This is a genomic window from Streptomyces sp. NPDC026092 (genome assembly GCF_040638605.1).
Taxonomy (GTDB): Bacteria; Actinomycetota; Actinomycetes; order Streptomycetales; family Streptomycetaceae; genus Streptomyces.
The window spans coordinates 148,563-162,508 of sequence record NZ_JBEZYN010000019.1; the positions used below are offsets into that span (position 1 = coordinate 148,563).

At 74.3% G+C, this 13,946-nt stretch carries 15 protein-coding genes; 9 read left to right on the forward strand and 6 right to left on the reverse strand.

Going from position 1 to position 13,946, the window contains the following annotated elements; genetic code table 11:
- Positions 1 to 111 precede the first annotated feature (111 nt).
- Positions 112 to 834: a VOC family protein gene (locus tag AB0F56_RS27965; RefSeq protein ID WP_362014364.1), complete on the forward strand. Its 723-nt coding sequence runs from the start codon at positions 112 to 114 to the stop codon at positions 832 to 834.
- Positions 835 to 926: 92 nt separating this feature from the next.
- Positions 927 to 1,982, forward strand: a complete 1,056-nt coding sequence (locus AB0F56_RS27970) for an NAD-dependent epimerase/dehydratase family protein (protein ID WP_362014366.1) — start codon at positions 927 to 929, stop codon at positions 1,980 to 1,982.
- On the opposite strand, the gene AB0F56_RS27975 is transcribed toward AB0F56_RS27970, so the two are convergent.
- Positions 1,957 to 3,069 (reverse strand): HAMP domain-containing sensor histidine kinase, encoded by a 1,113-nt coding sequence (locus tag AB0F56_RS27975; RefSeq protein WP_362014368.1) that lies wholly within the window; start codon positions 3,067 to 3,069, stop codon positions 1,957 to 1,959. The two genes, AB0F56_RS27970 and AB0F56_RS27975, sit on opposite strands and share 26 nt — an antisense overlap.
- Positions 3,070 to 3,072: 3 nt before the next feature.
- Positions 3,073 to 3,849, reverse strand: a complete 777-nt coding sequence (locus tag AB0F56_RS27980) for a response regulator transcription factor (RefSeq protein ID WP_362014370.1) — start codon at positions 3,847 to 3,849, stop codon at positions 3,073 to 3,075.
- 116 nt (positions 3,850 to 3,965) lie between these two features.
- On the opposite strand from AB0F56_RS27980, the gene AB0F56_RS27985 reads away from it, so the two are divergent.
- Genes AB0F56_RS27985 through AB0F56_RS27995 form a run of 3 tightly spaced genes read left to right on the forward strand, consistent with a single transcriptional unit; the run spans position 3,966 to position 6,039 of the window.
- Positions 3,966 to 4,706, forward strand: a complete 741-nt coding sequence (locus tag AB0F56_RS27985; RefSeq protein ID WP_362014371.1) for a glycosyltransferase family 2 protein — start codon at positions 3,966 to 3,968, stop codon at positions 4,704 to 4,706.
- Positions 4,703 to 5,359, forward strand: coding sequence for a DUF2064 domain-containing protein (locus AB0F56_RS27990; protein ID WP_362014372.1), 657 nt, complete (start codon positions 4,703 to 4,705; stop codon positions 5,357 to 5,359). The genes AB0F56_RS27985 and AB0F56_RS27990 overlap by 4 nt, the downstream gene beginning before the upstream one ends.
- On the forward strand, positions 5,356 to 6,039 hold the full coding sequence (locus tag AB0F56_RS27995) for a methyltransferase domain-containing protein (protein WP_362014374.1): 684 nt from the start codon (positions 5,356 to 5,358) through the stop codon (positions 6,037 to 6,039). Before AB0F56_RS27990 ends, AB0F56_RS27995 begins: the two co-directional genes overlap by 4 nt.
- Here AB0F56_RS27995 and AB0F56_RS28000 read toward each other — a convergent pair.
- Together AB0F56_RS28000 and AB0F56_RS28005 are read right to left on the reverse strand one after the other, a co-directional pair.
- Positions 6,021 to 6,431 (reverse strand): hypothetical protein, encoded by a 411-nt coding sequence (locus tag AB0F56_RS28000; protein ID WP_362014375.1) that lies wholly within the window; start codon positions 6,429 to 6,431, stop codon positions 6,021 to 6,023. The genes AB0F56_RS27995 and AB0F56_RS28000 overlap by 19 nt on opposite strands.
- Positions 6,428 to 7,579 carry a molybdopterin-dependent oxidoreductase gene (locus tag AB0F56_RS28005; protein WP_362014377.1) on the reverse strand — a complete coding sequence of 384 codons (1,152 nt, stop codon included), beginning with the start codon at positions 7,577 to 7,579 and terminating at the stop codon, positions 6,428 to 6,430. Before AB0F56_RS28005 ends, AB0F56_RS28000 begins: the two co-directional genes overlap by 4 nt.
- Before the next feature lie 104 nt (positions 7,580 to 7,683).
- Between AB0F56_RS28005 and AB0F56_RS28010 the strand changes: the two genes are divergently transcribed.
- Both AB0F56_RS28010 and AB0F56_RS28015 read left to right on the forward strand, forming a co-directional pair.
- Complete coding sequence (locus AB0F56_RS28010; RefSeq protein ID WP_362014379.1) at positions 7,684 to 9,117, forward strand: glycosyltransferase 87 family protein; 1,434 nt, start codon at positions 7,684 to 7,686, stop codon at positions 9,115 to 9,117.
- Between the two features lie 51 nt (positions 9,118 to 9,168).
- Positions 9,169 to 9,675, forward strand: coding sequence for a DM13 domain-containing protein (locus AB0F56_RS28015; RefSeq protein WP_362014399.1), 507 nt, complete (start codon positions 9,169 to 9,171; stop codon positions 9,673 to 9,675).
- A gap of 62 nt (positions 9,676 to 9,737) precedes the next feature.
- Here the strand turns inward: AB0F56_RS28015 and AB0F56_RS28020 are convergent, their stop codons facing one another.
- Positions 9,738 to 10,223: an SRPBCC family protein gene (locus AB0F56_RS28020; RefSeq protein WP_362014381.1), complete on the reverse strand. Its 486-nt coding sequence runs from the start codon at positions 10,221 to 10,223 to the stop codon at positions 9,738 to 9,740.
- A gap of 199 nt (positions 10,224 to 10,422) precedes the next feature.
- On the opposite strand from AB0F56_RS28020, the gene kdpF reads away from it, so the two are divergent.
- Together kdpF and AB0F56_RS28030 are read left to right on the forward strand one after the other, a co-directional pair.
- The gene (gene kdpF / locus AB0F56_RS28025) at positions 10,423 to 10,512 is read left to right on the forward strand and encodes a K(+)-transporting ATPase subunit F (protein WP_362014401.1); all 90 of its coding nucleotides are present in this window, start codon (positions 10,423 to 10,425) and stop codon (positions 10,510 to 10,512) included.
- Positions 10,509 to 13,352 (forward strand): ATP-binding protein, encoded by a 2,844-nt coding sequence (locus AB0F56_RS28030; RefSeq protein WP_362014403.1) that lies wholly within the window; start codon positions 10,509 to 10,511, stop codon positions 13,350 to 13,352. Before kdpF ends, AB0F56_RS28030 begins: the two co-directional genes overlap by 4 nt.
- A gap of 66 nt (positions 13,353 to 13,418) precedes the next feature.
- Here AB0F56_RS28030 and AB0F56_RS28035 read toward each other — a convergent pair whose 3' ends face one another.
- Positions 13,419 to 13,787: a hypothetical protein gene (locus AB0F56_RS28035; protein ID WP_362014382.1), complete on the reverse strand. Its 369-nt coding sequence runs from the start codon at positions 13,785 to 13,787 to the stop codon at positions 13,419 to 13,421.
- Positions 13,788 to 13,946: the final 159 nt, after the last annotated feature.

Consider the following 13,946-nt stretch of genomic DNA (forward strand, 5'->3'; position numbering starts at 1 on the left):
CCGTATATCGGTTGACCGTCCGGGCGCCGACCGGCGAGGCTCGGCCCGCACCAGGAACCGTACGACCATCTGCTTGCCGGGGCGACGCACCGGCGGAACGGACACCGAGGGATGACGTCCCACCTCCACGCCCTCTGCATCGACGCGCACGACCCGCTCGGCCTCTCCCGCTTCTGGGCGGGCTTCCTCGGCTGGGAGACGGTCGACGACCCCGATGACGGCATCGTCCTGCTGCCGGGCGACGACACCGGCTTCCGGCTCCGGTTCCTCCCGACCGACGTGCCCAAGTCGGTCCAGAACCCGATGCACTTCGACCTCACGAGCACCTCCCTCGACGACCAGCAGGCCGTCGTCGCCAAGGCGCTCGATCTCGGCGGCCGCCACATCGACATCGGCCAGACGCCCGACGACGGCCACTTCGTGCTCGCCGACCCCGAGGGCAACGAGTTCTGCGTGATCGAGCCGGGCAACGCGTTCCTCGCCGAATGCGGCTTCATCGGGGCGCTCGCGTGCGACGGCTCGCAGGAGGTCGGGTACTTCTGGAGCCGAGCCCTCGGCTGGCCGCTGGTCTGGGACCAGGACCAGGAGACCGCCGTCCGCTCGCCCCACGGCGGCCCGAAGGTCACCTGGGGAGGCCCGCCCCTGATGGAGCGGGCGGCCAGGGACCGGCTGCGCTTCGACCTCGCCCTCCCCGCCGGCGGAGACCAGGGGGCGGAGGTCGACCGCCTGCTCGCCCTCGGCGCCACCCGCGTGGAGACCGCCCCCGGCGACCACGGGTGGGTCGTCCTCGCTGACCCCGACGGCCAGGAGTTCCGCGTCCTGTCACCCCGCTGACGAGCCGACGGGCGACCGCATCTCCTTACGGAACCGGGACGTCGGCGCGTATGCCCCCGGAAGACGCCCGCAGCCTCCGTACCGTGATCCGCATGCGTGTACTCGTGACCGGCGGCGCGGGCTTCATCGGCTCCCATGTCGTCGAGGCCCTCGCGGCCCGTGGCCATCAGCCCGTCGTCCTCGACGCCCTCCTCCCGACCGCCCACCAAGGACTCGCCCCGTCCCCGCCCGCCGTCGGCGAGTGGGTGCACGGCGACGTGCGGGACCGGGAGACCGTCGCGCGCGCCCTCAGGGGCGTGCGGGCGGTGTGCCATCAGGCCGCCATGGTCGGCCTCGGCAAGGACTTCGCCGACGCCCCCGACTACGTCTCCTGCAACGACCTCGGCACCGCCGTCCTGCTCGCCGCCATGGCCGAGGCCGGCGTCGACCGGCTCGTCCTCGCGGGCTCCATGGTCGTCTACGGCGAGGGCCGCTACGACTGCCCCGCCCACGGCCCCGTCCGCCCAGGTCCCCGCGCCGAACACGACCTCGCGGCGGGCCGCTTCGAACCCCGCTGCCCCAGCTGCGGCGCCGACCTCGCGCCCGGCCTGGTCGCCGAGGAAGCCCCCGCCGACCCGCGCAACGTGTACGCCACCACCAAGCTCGCCCAGGAACACCTCGCCGCCGCCTGGGCCCGCGTCACCGGCGGCCGCGCGGCCTCCCTGCGCTACCACAACGTCTACGGTCCCCGCATGCCCCGCGACACCCCGTACGCCGGCGTCGCCTCCCTGTTCCGCTCCGCCCTGGCCCGCGGCGAGGCGCCCCGCGTCTTCGAGGACGGCGGCCAGCGCCGGGACTTCGTCCACGTACGGGACGTGGCCACCGCGAACGTCCTCGCCCTGGAGGCCCTCGACGACCGGGCGCCCGCGGGCCTCGGCTCGTACAACACCGGCAGCGGCGATCCCCGTACCGTCGGCGAGATGGCGGCGGCGCTCGCCGCCGCGCACGGCGGGCCGCCGCCGGTGGTCACGGGGGAGTACCGGCTGGGCGACGTGCGCCACATCACCGCCGACTCCGCGCGCCTGCGCGCCGATCTCGGGTGGCGCCCCGAGGTCGGCTTCGCCGACGGCATGGCCGAGTTCGCTACGAGCGGGCTGCGGGGAGCGTGACTTCGAACCGGCAACCGCCGTCCACGTTCCGCACATCGGCACGGCCCATGTGCGCCTCCACGATGCCCTGGACGATCGCGAGACCGAGCCCCGCGCCGCCGGGAGGCGTACGGGCCTCCGTACCCCGCCACCCCGTGTCGAAGACCCGGGGCAGTGCGTCCTCGGGGATGCCGCCGCAGCCGTCCGTGACCGACAGGACCACGGACTCGGCGCGGCGCTCGGCCGCGACGGCGACCGTGCCGTCGGCCGGCGTGTGACGGATGGCGTTCACCAGCAGGTTCGCGAGCACCCGGGTCATCTCCCGGCCGTCGACCTCCACCGGCACCTCGGCGACCCCGTCGCCCACGAGCCGTACCCCCTGCTCCTTCGCGAGCGGCACCGCGCCCGCCAGCGCGTCGCCCACCAGGTCGTGCACCGACATCCGCGCCGGGCTCAGCGTCAACGCGCCCGCGTGGATGCGGGAGAGCTCGAACAGATCGCCCACCATGCTGTTGAGCCGGTCCACCTCGGTCCTGATCTGCCGGTGGTAGCGCACCGGATCGGCGACCACACCGTCCTCCAGCGCCTCGGACATGGCCCGCAGTCCGGCCAGCGGGGTGCGCAGATCGTGCGAGATCCAGGCGACCAGCTCCCGGCGGGACGCCTCCAGGTTGCGCTCGCGCTCCCGGGACGCGGTGAGCCGCTCGCTGGTCGCCGACAACTCCCGGCTGAGCGTGGCGAACTCGGCCGGAGCGGGCACACCCGGAGCGGTGAACACCCCACCCTCCCCGAAGTCCCGTGCGGCCACGGCGAGTTCCCTGGCGCTGACGACCACACGACGGGCGAGGAGGAGCGACGTGCCGAGCGAGACGACGGCCGCCATCGCGACGACCGTGGTCACCACCCACAGGTCGTGCGGCGACAGGAACATCGCCCAGGCGACCGCGAGCGTCCCGGAGAGCATCGCCGTCACGGCGACGGACGCCACGACGGCGAGCGACACCGCCACCGAACGGCGCCGGCACAGGCGCAGCAGGCCGGCCCCGATCAGCCCGGCGGCCGCCGCGCCCACGAAGGCGTAGACGGCGATGAGGAGTATGTCGCGCACGGTTCAGCCCTCGGGTGTGGTGGTGAAGTCGGGGCCGAGACCAGGGGCCCGGTCCGGCGGGGAGTCGGGTCGTCCCGTCGCGTCGAAGCGGTACCCGACGCCCCACACCGTCCGGATCAGCAGCGGGTTGGCCGCGTCCTCCTCGACCTTCCCGCGCAGCCGCCGGATGTGGACCGTGACCGTCGACAGATCACCGAAGTCCCAGCCCCACACCTCCCGCATCAGTCGCTCGCGGTCGCACACCTCACCCGGATGCCGCATGAAGTAGGTCAGCAGGTCGAACTCCCGCAGAGTCAGGGCCAGTTGGCGCCCGCCCTTCACCGCTCGGCGCGCCGCCGGGTCGACCTCCAGGTCACCCGCGCGCAGCAGCGCGCCCGGCCGCCGGACCTCGGTGTGGCGGCGCAGTACCGCCTCCACCCGCAGCACCAGCTCACGCGGACTGAAGGGCTTGGTGACGTAGTCGTCCGCCCCGATCTCCAGGCCGAGGATCCGGTCCTCCTCCTCGGTACGGGCCGTCAGCATGATCACGGGCACCGGGCCGCGCCGGCGCAACTCCCGGCAGACTTCCAGGCCGTCCATGCCCGGCAGCATCAGATCGAGGACCACCAGGTCCGGCCGCCGTGCCCCGGCGGCCGTCAGCGCGGACGGCCCGTCGGCGGCGCGGTCGACGGCGAAGCCGCCCCGCTCCAGATAGCCGGCGACCACTTCGGCGACGGTCGGATCGTCGTCCACGACCAGGACACGCGGTGCTGTCCGCGAGGGCTGTTCACGCTGCTGCATGGGGGTCAGCCTCGCACCGGAGAGGGAGGTGGGGCACGCCCGGGTCGCGGCAACGGGGTCGATGTCCGTGTTTCGTAAGGTTCGCACATCCCTTTTGTCCGTGCGGGATTCGTACGGTGAGGCTCGTGACCGACTCGCCTTCCGCGACCACGTACGCGGTGAACATTGTCCTGCCCTGCCTCGACGAGGCCGGGGCGCTGCCCTGGGTCCTGGAGAGAGTGCCACCAGGCTGGCGGGCGATCGTCGTCGACAACGGCTCGACCGACGGTTCCCCCGCCCTCGCCCGCGCCCTCGGCGCGACCGTCGTCACGGAACCCCGCCGCGGCTTCGGAGCGGCCTGCCACGCGGGCCTGCTGGCCGCCGACGCGGACATCGTCTGCTTCTGCGACTGCGACGGCTCCCTCGACCCCGCGCTCCTCGTGCCGTTCGCCGCCCAGGTGGCCGCAGGGGAGGCAGACCTGGTCCTGGGCCGCCGACGGCCCCGGACGCGCGACGCCTGGCCGCTCCACGCCCGGGCCGGCAACCTCGCCCTCGCCCGCATGCTGCGCCGCCGCACCGGACTCCGCCTCCACGACCTCGGCCCGATGCGGGCCGCACGACGCGAGGCGCTGCTCGCCCTCGACCTCACCGACCGGCGCAGCGGCTACCCCCTCCAGATGGTCGTGCGCGCCGCCGACGCCGGGTGGCGGGTGTGCGAGCGGGACGTCCCGTACCTGTCCCGTACAGGAAAGTCCAAGGTCACCGGCACCTGGCGGGGCACCTGGCAGGCCGTCCGCGACATGCGTGGGGTGCTTCGTGAGGCGCCACGGTCCGTGAAGGCGGCCGTTCTTGAAGCCCCCTCGGAGGCGCACCGGTGAGCACCCTCCTCGTCATCGCCAAGGAACCCGTACCCGGCCGGGTCAAGACCCGGCTCACCCCGCCCTTCACGCCCCACCAGGCGGCCCTGCTCGCCGAGGCCGCCCTCGCCGACACCCTGGCGACCGTGCGCGACACGCCCGCCGACCGCCGCGTCCTCGCCCTCGACGGAGCACCCGGCGACTGGCTCCCGTACGGCTTCGAGGTCGTCGCCCAGAGCCCGGGCGGCCTGGACGAACGCCTCGCCGCCGCCTTCGCCCGCTGTACGGGTCCCACCCTGCTGATCGGCATGGACACCCCCCAGGTCAGCCCCGAACTCCTTGGCGCCGGGCTCGACTTCGGCGCCAGCGACGCGTGGTTCGGGCCCGCCGAGGACGGTGGCTTCTGGGCGCTGGGCCTCGCCGTCCCCGACCCCGCCCTGCTGCGTGGGGTGCCCATGTCCGTACCGGAGACCGGAGCGGTCCAGCGCGCCCGTCTCACCGCCGCGGGCCTGCGAGTACGAGACCTTCCGCGCCTAAGGGACGTCGACACGGCCGCCGACGCCCGAACGGTCGCCGCACAGGCCCCGCGCAGCCGGTTCGCGGCCTGCCACGCGGGGTTGACCGGGACGATCGCCAGCACCGCTCGGGACGACGCGTGGGCCGGGATCGTATGAGCGCGCTGGAGTCGGAGACGACACCCGTACACCCCCCGGCCCCCCGCCGCGCCTGGCGCGCCGATCCCTGGGGCGACGCCCTCCGCTCCGGCCGGGGTCCGCTCTACCTGCGGCGGGCGGACGGCTGGCTCCTGCCGCTGGACGTCGAACGCTGGTGCGCGGAGGCCGACACGGCCGACGCCACCGTGCTCGCCCGCTGCGAGGGCGCCGTCCTCGACGTCGGCTGCGGACCGGGGCGCCTGGTGCACGCGCTGGCCGCCGCCGGCCGGCCCGTGCTCGGCATCGACGTGTGCCAGGCGGCCGTGGACCGTACGGTCTCCGGCGGCGGCACCGCCCTGTGCCGGTCCGTCTTCGACCCGCTGCCGGGCGAGGGCCGCTGGGGCACCGTCCTGCTGATGGACGGCAACATCGGCATCGGCGGCGACCCGGGCGCCCTCCTCGCCCGCGCCGCCGCCCTGGCGGCGCCCGGGGGACAGGCCCTCGTGGAGGCCGCGGAACCCGAGGTCGACGAGCGGGTCGAGGTCCGGGTCGTCGACGGACGCGGCGCGCGCGGCGCCGACTTCCCCTGGGCGCGCGTCGGCGCCCGGGCCCTGCCCGCGTACGCCGACGCCGCCGGGTGGCGGGTCGAGCGCCGCTGGCGGGCCGAGGGACGCGGCTTCCTTCAGCTCCGGCGCCGCTGAGCCGGCCGCCGGCGAGCCAGCCACCGTACGCCGAGCAGCGCGCCCGTGCCCACGGCCACCACCCCCATCAGGACCAGCCAGTTGCGCACGTAGTCCAGGGGAAGGGCCGTCGGGTTGGGCGCGCTGCCCGGCCGTAGCAGCAGGGGCAGCGCGACCAGCGTCAGCGCTCCCGCGACGATCAGACCGCCGCGCACCGTGCCGCGCGCGGGCAGGGCGGCGAGCAGCAGCCCGACACCGAGCACGAGCGGCGCGATCAGCCCGTCGTGGAGCACGATCGCCCCCGCCAGCCAGAGCAGCACCTCGCCGACAGTCCCCGTGCGCACCACCAGGACGGCGCCGAGCCCCATCATCGCGACCCCCAGCGCACCCAGCGCGTACCGGACTCCCCTCACAGCACCTCCAACCCGGCGACCCACTTGGTCTGCAGCACACCCGGCCGGTTCGGCGCGATGATGCGCGCAGGGAAGCCGTGGTCGAGGGAGAGCACCTGCCCGTTGAGCCGCAGAGCCAGCAGGGTCAGCGGATCCTCCGCGTACGCCGCGCCCATCTCCATCACCCGATACGCGCCCCGGCGTTCCAGGGACACCACCCGTACCCGGGAGCTCGGCGGCGCCCCCGCCCGCTCCAGCAGGTCCCGGATCCGTACGCCGGTCCACCCCGCCTCCACGCTCCACCCCTCCACGCAGGCGATCGGCAGCCGCACCTCGGTCTGCGGCAGGGCGCGCAGCTCGGCCAGGGGCAGTGTGTAGGACCGGGGCCCGGTCACCGTGAGCCGCCAGTCGCGCGCCGTCGCCGTACTCACCCCGGCCGCGAGGGCCGTGCGGTTGACGGGCAGCCCCTGCGTCCCGTGGTCCGGGTGACGAGGCGCCAGCAGGTCGAGGCGCTTCAGCGGGGTGAACGACTGGCCCACCGTCGTCAGCGTCACCGCCGCGACACCGGCCGCGACGCCCGTCAGGAGCGACCGCCGGTCGACCTTGTCCTCGGCGGGGAGCTCGAGCGTCCCCTCCGAACGGCGCCCCCAATGGGCTCGGATGTCGGGCCACTTGACGGCGACGTGCAGCAGCAGGGCGCCGGCGAGGAGCCAGGCCACGGCGAAGTGCACGGGAACGAAGGAGAACGGCCACGGGTACCACTCGACGATGTTCAGCAAGCCGGTGAACAGCTGGAACACCGCCGCCGCGACGAGGACGGCCACCGAGAGACGCTCCAGCGCGTGCCGCACGGACCGCACGGGCGGCCAGACGAAGAGCCTCGGATACACGGCCCACAACTTCGCCATCAGGAGCGGGATCGCGGCGATCCCGCTCGCCACGTGCAGCCCCTGGCTGAAGCGGTAGCCCCACGTCGGCCGGCTCGGCAGGACGTCGGCGAGCCAGTCCGGCGGCCGCTGCAGATAGTGGCTGGTGACGCCCGTGAGGAAGCAGACCATGAGGGCGAGCCCGAGCCAGCGGCCGATTGCGGTGGCCGTCCTCGCGTCATGGAGGCGGGCGCGGAACGTGGGCAGAGGGGGAGGCGCGATGCGCGGTGTCATGCGTTCCATCTCACCGTCTCCCGGGCGGCGAGAGGGGGATCGACTCCTTACGAAACGCGGACGGCCGGGGCGGCGGCCCCCTCGCCGCACCACCGGCTGCCACGCTGCCGGGTGTGATCGACTTCCGTACCGCCCCGGCCGGCGGGCTCGTCTCCGCGCTCACCACGGTCCTGGTGGCCACCGTCCGGTACGACGGCCACTACACCGACCCCGGCGGGCTCTCCTGGTGGTACGCCGCCTCCTGGGCGCTCTTCGCCGCCTGCCTCCTCGCCCTGCGGAAGGTGCCGCCCCGCCGGGCCGTCGTCCTCGTCCTGGCCGGCTCGGCGCTGGTCGCCGCCACCGGCCTGGTCGCCCCGGCGCGCACGAGCACGGACGCGTACCGCTACGTGTGGGACGGCCGGGTCCAGGCGGCGGGCCTCTCGCCGTACGACCACGCCCCCGACGCCCCCGCGCTAGTGCCCCTACGGGACGACTGGCTGTTCCCGGAGGGAGCCGCCTGCCAGGACCCGGCCGTGTCCCCGCTCCCGCCGCCGGCGGCCACGGCCGACGCGGACTGCACACGCCTCAACCGCCCCACCGTGCACACCATCTACCCGCCGCTCGCCGAGTCGTACTTCCTCGCCGTCCACCTCCTCGCCCCCGACGACAGCCGACTGAAGCCGCTCCAGACCGGCGGCGCGCTCCTCTCCGTCGCGGTCACCGGCGCCCTGCTGCTGACCCTTCGCCGCCGCGGCGATCCCCGTACCGCCGCCTACTGGGCCTGGTGCCCGGCCGTCCCCGTCGAAGCCGTGAACAACGCCCATGTCGACGTTCTCGGCGTCCTGTTGGCCGTGGCCGGTCTCGGTCTCGTGGCACGCGGCCGACGCGGGGCGGGAGGAACGTTCCTGGGAGCCGCCGTCGCCGTGAAGCTGATGCCGGCGATCGTGCTGCCCGGAGCGCTGGCCGGTGTACGGCACGCGAGGGACGCGGCGGCGGTGCTGCTACCGGCGGCGGCCGTGACCGTCCTGTCCTACGTCCCGTACGTGCTCCTCTCCGACGGCTCGGTCCTCGGCTACCTGGGCGGGTACGTCGAGGAGGAGGGCTACGACGACGCCGACTCCCGCAACCGCTACGCCCTGCTGCGGCTCGTCCTGCCGCCCTCCTTGGCCCTGCCCGCCCTGGCGGTGGTCCTGCTCGCCGTCTGCGCCTGGGTCGTCAGGCGCGGAGATCCCGAACGTCCTTGGAGCGGCGCGTTGTTGGTGACCGGGACGGCCTTCCTGCTGCTGACACCGGGGTACTCCTGGTACGCCCTGCTCCTGGTCGCCCTCGTCGCCCTCGACGGGCGCTGGGAGTGGCTGCTCGTCGCCGTGGCGGGGGCGGCGAAGTACGTGACCGGCCTGGCGTTCTCCGACGCGAACGCGGTGGGCACGATCGCGTACGCGGTCGCCGCCGTAGCCGTCCTGGTGGGCGCCGTCACGCGGCGTAAGACTTTCGTCATCGGCCCGGATGTGGCGCCCACGGCCCCGCCCGGGGTGGAATGCGAGGGAAGGAAGATCAAAGGCACGTAGGAAGGCAAGATCGTGGCACGTGGGGGCAGGAAGTCGCTGCTGTGGAGCGCGATGGTGGTCGCGGTGGCGCTGGGGGCCGTGGGGCTCTACTGGTTCCAGCCCTGGAAGCTGTGGCAGAACGAGACGATCGACGAGGCGCTCCCGACGGCGCCCGCAGCCTCGGCCTCCGCCGGCGCGGGGGGCCAGGGCGCGGACCCGACCGCCGGGCCGCAGACCGTCGCGCAGGGCACGCTCATCAGCCACGAGCACGCCACCACCGGCACGGTGAAGCTCATCAAGCTCGCCGACGGCAGCCTGACGCTGCGCCTGGAGGACCTCGACACCAGCAACGGCCCCGACCTGCGCGTCTGGCTGACCGACGCCCCCGTCAAGGAGGGCATCGACGGGTGGCGCGTCTTCGACGACGGAAAGTACCTCAGCCTGGGGAAGCTGAAGGGCAACAAGGGCGACCAGAACTACCCCCTGCCGACCGGGACCGACCCGTCCGACTTCACGAGCGTCACCATCTGGTGCGACCGCTTCGACGTCTCCTTCGGAGCGGCCGGCCTGAAGGCCTGACGTCCTCGTTGTCGCTGAGGGGCCCTGTGCGGGCCCCTCTTGCGTTGCCCCCCCCGTGACGGTCACGTCGACGAGACCGTCACCGCCGTCGCGATCCGGGCGAGGGTCGTGCGCATGCCCTGGCGGTTCACGGCGATACGGCGCTCCGGGCTCGTCCCCGCGAAGACGGTGCCGAGGAGTTCGGCGAGACCCGCGCCCCGGCCGGTGCGCAGGTCCTGCCAGCTCTCCGTCACGCGCGTGCCCGTGCCCTCGGGAGCGAAGCGGTACCCCCAGCGGGCGATCGGCAGCCCGAACACACCGACGTCGAAGGTGAACTCCTCGCCCTCGCGCGCCGCCGACACGCGGCCCGTGGTGAACCAGACGAACGGCCCGCGCCGGTTGAAGCCGACGAAGCGGCTCCCGGTCCGCACGGGAGACCGCGGCACCCAGACCCGTCGGCACTCGGGGCTCCAACGGCCCATGTCGGGCAGGTTCGCCACCAGCCGGTAGACCACCTCCGGCGCGGCGTCCACCACGACGGACTCCTCAAGACTCCACTGGCGCCCCATGGGCCCTCCCTGTCGTCGTCACGAGCTCCCTACCGGCCGGTAGGGTAGCCGACCCCGTCGCGTCAGGATCACGTCAGGATCCAAGGTGCACGCGGCAGAGAGGCGTCAAGCCGCCTGTGCGCTCCGACGCCGGCGCGGTTCCGTATGTCTGGATGTGCGAAACGTCAAAGATCTTCCGGACCAAGGGAGTCGGTCACGCATGGGTGTGGAGAACATCGTCGGCCTGCTGGTGGCCGTCAGCCTGGTCGGCTACCTGGTGGCCGCCCTGATCAAGCCGGAGAAGTTCTGAAGCACGACACCCCGCACGCGGCTTCCGCTCCGCGCGCGGCATACGCCCCGCACGCGGCCGCGGCCTCCGGTCCGGCCGCCGTCGCCCCTCGCCACGGCCCCGCCGCCGTCGCCACGCCCCCTGGCCCGGATCCGGCCCAGCGTCCCGACCCGGAACCGCGCCAGGGGCCCAACCCCGCCTCCGCTCCGGGTCGGGCCCCGAGCCGGAGTCCGGCCCCGGCCCCGACGGACCCCCGCCCCGGAACCCTCAAGGTCTTCCTGGGCGCCGCTCCCGGCGTCGGCAAGACGTACCGGATGCTCGACGAGGGCCGGCGCAGGGCCGCCCGCGGCACCGATGTCGTCGTCGGCGCCGTGGAGTGCCACGGCCGCCCGCACACCGAGGCGATGCTCGACGGCCTGGAGACCCTGAGGACCCCGGACCGCACGCGGCCCGACACCGGCTTCGGCCCCGGCTCCGTCGCGGATGCCGGTTTCGGCCCCGCCTCCGTGGCTGATGCCGGTCTCCGTCCTGGCTCCGAGGCCGGACACGGTCCCGCCTCCGCCGCCGGTTTCGGTCCCGCTCCCGCCGTCGGACCCCGTCCCGGCCACGCCCTGGACGCCGGGCTCGACCTCGACGCCGTCCTCCGGCGCCGCCCCGAGGTCGTCCTCGTCGACGAGCTCGCCCACGCCAACCCGCCCGGCTCCCGCAATGCCCAGCGCTGGCAGGACGTCCAGGAGCTGCTGGCCGCGGGCATCGACGTCGTCGCCACCCTGAACATCCAGCACCTGGAGTCCCTCACCGACGTCGTCGTGAAGATCACCGGCGTGCCGCAGCACGACACGGTGCCCGACGACGTCGTCCGCCGCGCCGGGCAGATCGAACTCGTGGACGTACCACCCGAGTCGCTGCGCCGGCGCATGGCCCACGGCAACATCCACCCGCCCGAGAAGATCGACGCGGCCCTCGCCAACTACTTCCGCCCCGGCAACCTCACCGCGCTCCGCGAACTCGCCCTCTTCTGGACCGCCGACCGGGTCGACGAAGCCCTCCGCAGGTACCGCCACGAAAAGGGCATAGGCGGCGTGTGGGAGACCCGCGAGCGGGTCGTCGTCGCGCTCACCGGCGGCCCGGAGGGGGAGACCCTGATCCGGCGCGCCGCCCGGATCGCCGCCCGCTCCGCCCGCGGCGGCGCCCTGCTCGCCGTCCACGTCGTCCGCAGCGACGGCCTCGCGGCGGGCGCCTCGCACGCCGCGCTCGCCCGGCAGCGGCGCCTCGTCGAGAGCGTCGGCGGCAGCTACCACTCGGTCGTCGGCGACGACGTACCCACCGCCCTGGTCGAGTTCGCCAGGGCCGAGAACGCCACCCAGCTCGTCCTCGGCACCAGCCGTCGCCGCCGCCTCGAACGCTTCCTGACCGGCCGGGGCATCGGCGAGACGACCGTCGCGCTCTCCTCCGACATCGACGTCCACATGGTCACGCACGAGCGCGCCGGACACGGCCGCCTGCTGCCCTACCGGCGCCGTACGCTGCCGACCTCGCGCCGCGTCGCCGGACCGGTTGCCGGACTGCTCCTGCCCGTCCTGCTGACCTTCCTTCTGGACAGTGTGCGCGGCCACCTCGACCTGACCAGCGAGGCCCTCCTCTTCCTGCTGACCGTCGTCGGCGTTGCCTGCATCGGCGGGGTCGCCTCCGCGCTGATCGCCGCGCTGACCGCGTCCCTGCTGCTCAACTACTGGTTCGTGCCACCCATCGGCGCGTTCAGTCTCGGCGGCGACAACGTGCTCGCCCTCGGCGTCTTCGCCGTCGTCGCCGGTACGGTGGCCGCCGCCGCGGACCGGTCGCTGAGGCTGTCCAGACGTGCGGCCCGGGCCACGGCCGAGGCCGAGACCCTGTCCTCGCTCGCCGGCGACATCGTCCGCGGCGACCAGGCGATACCGGCGCTCCTCGCCCGCACCCGCGAGACCTTCGCGATGGACTCGGCCGAACTCGTCGAGCAGCCGGTGGACGACCCCGACGCCGTCCACGTGCCCGTGGGGCCCGACCTCTTCCTGCTCCTGCGGGGCCGTACCCTGCCGTCCTCCGAACGCCGGGTCCTCTCCGCCTTCGCGGCCCATGTGGCCGTCGCCGTCGAACGCTCCCGACTCGCCGAGGCGGCCGCCGAGATAGAGCCGGTGAAGGCCGCCGACCGGATGCGTACGGCCCTGCTCGCCGCCGTCAGCCACGACCTGCGGACCCCGCTCGCCGCCGGCTGGGCCGCCGTGGGCTCCCTGCGCAGCCCGGACGTGGAGTTCACCCCCGAGGAACAGGACGAACTCCTCGCCACCGCCGACGAGTCCATGGCCCGCCTCAGCCGCCTGGTCGACAACCTGCTCGACATGAGCCGGCTCCAGGCCGGCGCGCTCACGCTCCATCTGCGCGCCACCACCCTGGAGGAGGTGCTGCCCGCCGCCCTGGACTCCCTGCCCCCGGACGGCCCGGCACCCGTCATCCACACCCCGGAGGACCTCCCGCCCGTCCTGGCCGACCCGCCCCTGCTCGAACGCGTCCTTGCCAACCTGCTCGCCAACGCCGTACGCCACGCCCCGCCCGGCAAGCCGGTGCTCGTCACCGCGAGCGCCCTCGGCGGGCGGATCGAGGTACGCGTCGTCGACCGGGGCCCGGGCCTGCCACCGGCCGACCGGGAACGGATCTTCGAACCGTTCCAGCGGCTCGGCGACACCGACAACACCACCGGCGTCGGCCTCGGCCTCGCCCTCTCCCGCGGCCTCACCGAGGCCATGGACTCCACCCTCACCTCGGAGGACACCCCCGGGGGAGGCCTGACCATGGTGGTGTCCCTGCCCTGCGCGGACACGCCCTGATCGGGGCCTCGACGTCCCGATGACCGGCGTCCAGCCCCACCCGTCGAACCACAGAAGCTGATCCGGTCAGCGGCCGACCGGCGCTGAGGCCGGGGATGAGGGTTGAGTCGGCGCCGGGGCCCGTTCCGCGAACCCCGCCCGCTTGTACGTCCGCATCAGCAGCGCCACCTCCGTCGACGTCACCCCGTCGAGCCGCCCGAACACCCGCGACGTGAACGCGTGCAGATCGCGGGCGGAGCGGTGGCTGGGGTAGCCGAGCAGCGTCGTCGTACCCGTCGTCACCACCAGGTGCCGGACGGCCGCCTCGCGGGCCAGCGCGCGGATCGCACCGTCGAGCCGGTCGTGCCCCACGGCCAGCCGGAAGCGCGCCTCGACGGGATAGCCGAGGACCGCCGGATCCGCGTGCAGCCGCAGATGCAGGATGTGCGAGGTCATCAGGCGCGCGAGCCGGCGCCGCGCCGTCGTCTCGCCGACCCGCAGCTCGCGCGCGAGCTGCGGGGCGTCGACATCCGGGCGTCACGGTGCAGCAGCGCCACCAGCCGGCGGTCCAGCACGTCCAACGCCCGCGGCTCCGGCAGCCGCCGCCCCACCAAT